General features: G+C 63.6%; 2 protein-coding genes. Both read left to right on the top strand.

Going from position 1 to position 3025, the window contains the following annotated elements:
* Nucleotides 1-424 precede the first annotated feature (424 nt).
* Nucleotides 425-1624 carry a peptidoglycan-binding domain-containing protein gene (locus LG661_RS23500; protein WP_230534417.1) on the top strand — a complete coding sequence of 400 codons (1200 nt, stop codon included), beginning with the start codon at nt 425-427 and terminating at the stop codon, nt 1622-1624.
* Nucleotides 1625-1758: 134 nt separating this feature from the next.
* Nucleotides 1759-2331 (top strand): hypothetical protein, encoded by a 573-nt coding sequence (locus LG661_RS23495; RefSeq protein ID WP_230534416.1) that lies wholly within the window; start codon nt 1759-1761, stop codon nt 2329-2331.
* The last annotated feature ends 694 nt before the right edge of the window (nt 2332-3025 follow it).

Raw genomic sequence — 3025 nt, 5'->3', positions numbered from 1 at the left:
GTGCCCCGCCGGCCGCTTGGGCCGGCGGGGCACTCGGCGCAGAGATGGAGATTGTGATGCGCGTGTCCGCAGACGCTCGCAATGCCTGTGACACATCCTGAGGATGGTCGAGTTCTGGCAGATGTCCAGCCGGAAAGCCTGCTACGGGTACGCTGCCAAACCGACAATCGTGAGCTTCGTCGCCGACGCTTCCTGCGCACCAATCCGCCGCCCTGAGCTTTGCTGATGAAGTCTGTCCGGAGGCGTACCCAGACGTTTGTTGCTGCTGGATTTACCCGGACCCAATCACACAGCCGCATGTTCCTTTGAGACAGGCCCGAGCCGCCTGTCTGCGGCCCGCCCTGTCCTCGCAAGAGGCAAATGCTGCGCACCCCTATATGGCTTCGGGTGCGCGGCCCTTTTCATGTTTGAAATGGAGACAATGATGGCAACCAGACATCTGCTTCTCTCCACGGCTCTGGCAGGCCTTCTCATGGCTGGCCAAGCCTACGCACAGGGCAGCGGCCAGCAAGGTCAAGGCCAGCAAGGTCAAGGCATGTCGGCCGGTCAGGCTCAGGGTGGGCTCCCAGGCCAGCGCCTGGCCCAGGAGCAGGCCCAGGCGCAAGGCACGCAGATCTTTGTGAGCACCGCCGGCACGCGCGAGATCCAGCAGGCGCTCAACAATCTTGGTTACAGCGCTGGCAACGTAGACGGCCAGTGGAATCAGCAGACTCAGACCTCCGTCCGCAACTTCCAGCAGGCCAACGGTCTGGAGCCCACCGGCACGCTCACCGTGCGCACCCTCTTTGCCCTGGGCATGGACGATCTGTTGACGGGCGACGACGGCACCGCCTCGGGGCAGGGGCAGGGCGGCCTGCAAGGTCAGCGCCTGGCGCAGGAGACCGCGCAGGGTCAGGGTACGCCGCTCTACGTCAGCCCGGCTGCGGTTCGTCAGGTTCAGCAGGCCCTGAACCAAGCCGGCTATTCGGTGGGCAATGTCGATGGCCAGTGGAACCAGGAAACCCAGTCGGCCGCGCGTAACTTCCAGCAGGCCCAGGGCCTGGAGCCGAATGGCAGGCTCGATGTGGCTCTTCTCAACGCCCTTGGCCTGACCAATCAGGTGTTCAACCCGGATATTGCCGGCGGTGCGCAAGGCCAGGCCCAGGGCGGCCTGCAGGGCCAGCGCCTGGCGCAGGAGACCTCGGTGGGGCAGGGCACGCCGTTGTACGCCAGCCCGGCGACCGTGCGTGAGATCACCCAGGCTCTGAACAACCTCGGCTACAGTGCCGGCAACATCAATGGCCGCTGGCAGGACCAGACGCAGCAGGCCGCGCGCAACTTCCAGCAGGCCCAGGGGCTCGAGCCCACGGGCACGCTGACGACCAGCCTCATGGCGCAACTCGGCATGACGAACTGGGTGCAGGGCGGTGGCTCGCCCAGCGCCACCGGGACCGTCGGCCAGGGTGGCGGCTTCGGGAGTGGAGGCATGGGCCAGCAGGGCGGCGCCTTCCAGGGCGGCATGGGCCAGCAGCAGGGCGCTGGCTTCGGCAGCTCAGGGCAGCAGGGAGGCTACGGCGGCCAGCAGGGTCTATCGGCCGGCCAGCAGCAGGGTGGGACGATTACGCTTACCCCGCGGCGGCAGTAGTCCCTCAGACACAAAGCGATGGAGAGGGGCCGCTGGCCCCTCCCGATGCCTTGATTGGACCGGTCCGCAACGATGCGAGTCGTCATGGCGGATCTTGCAGCGCTGTATCGAATTTTCACTGAAAGGAGTGGCCGATGGCCACTGCTTATGCCCACTCATCGTCGGCCGTGAACAGCGGCGCGTGGCGAGCGCTGGCGTGGTTCGGCGTGGTGCTGCAGGCGGCAGCATTCGTTGCAGTCTGGTGGCTTCAGCGCTGGAACGGTCTGTGGACCATTGGCGGCTTCTTCGTCCTGTCGTTAGCCTTCATGCTGATGAAGGACCGCATTCCGAGCCTGATGAGCTTTCTCGTCGTATGTGCGGCTCTGTTGAATGCGGGCGGCTGGGCCTGGAACTGGTTCAACCAGTTTGTCTGGTACGACGAGTTCGTTCATGCCTTCACACCCTTTGCGGTGGTCTCCGCAATCATGTATCGCCTCTGGACCGGCGGCTCGATCGACAATGCTCCTGGAAGCGGCGGCCTCATCCTCAAGGCGGCCCTGATCGGACTGGGGCTGGGTATCGCCTGGGAGATCGTGGAGGCACTGTTCCTCAATCTGGTCGTGACCGACACGGTCGTCGATCTCGTCATGGATACGATTGGCGCAGCACTCGGCGGTTGGTTCGCCGGGTGGGCAATTCGGAATCAAGGCGCGACGCAACGAGGCTGAGCAGGTCACTGCCTGCTGCCTTGATCGGGGCACCGGAGGGAGAGCTTGCGACAGCGTCTCCAGTTGCAAGCCGCAGACCCGAACATTTTAGAGCCGAAAGTTTGCTGACTGCCTGCGGGCGAATGGCGGTTCGCTATCCTGGTTCAACGTCCTTGATTGTCCAATTGCTGCCGTTTCGTTCCTGGAGAGGCCCCGCCTGTCCGCAAAGACAGGCGGGGCTAGTTGGTCAGGAGAGTACATGATGAAACGCGGCAGCATCTCTAGGCATAAATCTGTCCTGCACGCTGCTGCCCCGCGACAAACATCAGGCGCAGGGGCCCTGCTGTCACACTTCGGAAACGGTAGGACGACGCCCTGGTTCTCATCCGCGACCTTCTTCCGGTACGCTGGAGAACCGGAATTGGTGCAGTCTGATCGCAGTGCCATCATCTGCAGCGAGACTCCGTTCTGCACCGTACAGAGTTGACGCCCGCGCAGGAAACCAGGCGCTCTCGTTCGGCTTCTTCTTTTGACCGGTTTTGACCCGGGTGCGGATTGCATGCTCCGCCGCTCTGGACTGTTCACGCTTCCGGACTTCCTCAGGTCAGGACCTCGGATCAAACGAAGGAGATATGTGATGAGACTCGCAGCATTGGCGGTTCTGCTCGGTACGTCGGCCCTGGTTCCGCTGTCTGCCATGGCTCAGCAGCAGAGT

The organism is Microvirga roseola, assembly GCF_020866965.1.
GTDB lineage: Bacteria > Pseudomonadota > Alphaproteobacteria > Rhizobiales > Beijerinckiaceae > Microvirga > Microvirga roseola.
This window is presented reverse-complemented; position numbering and strand designations above follow the sequence as displayed.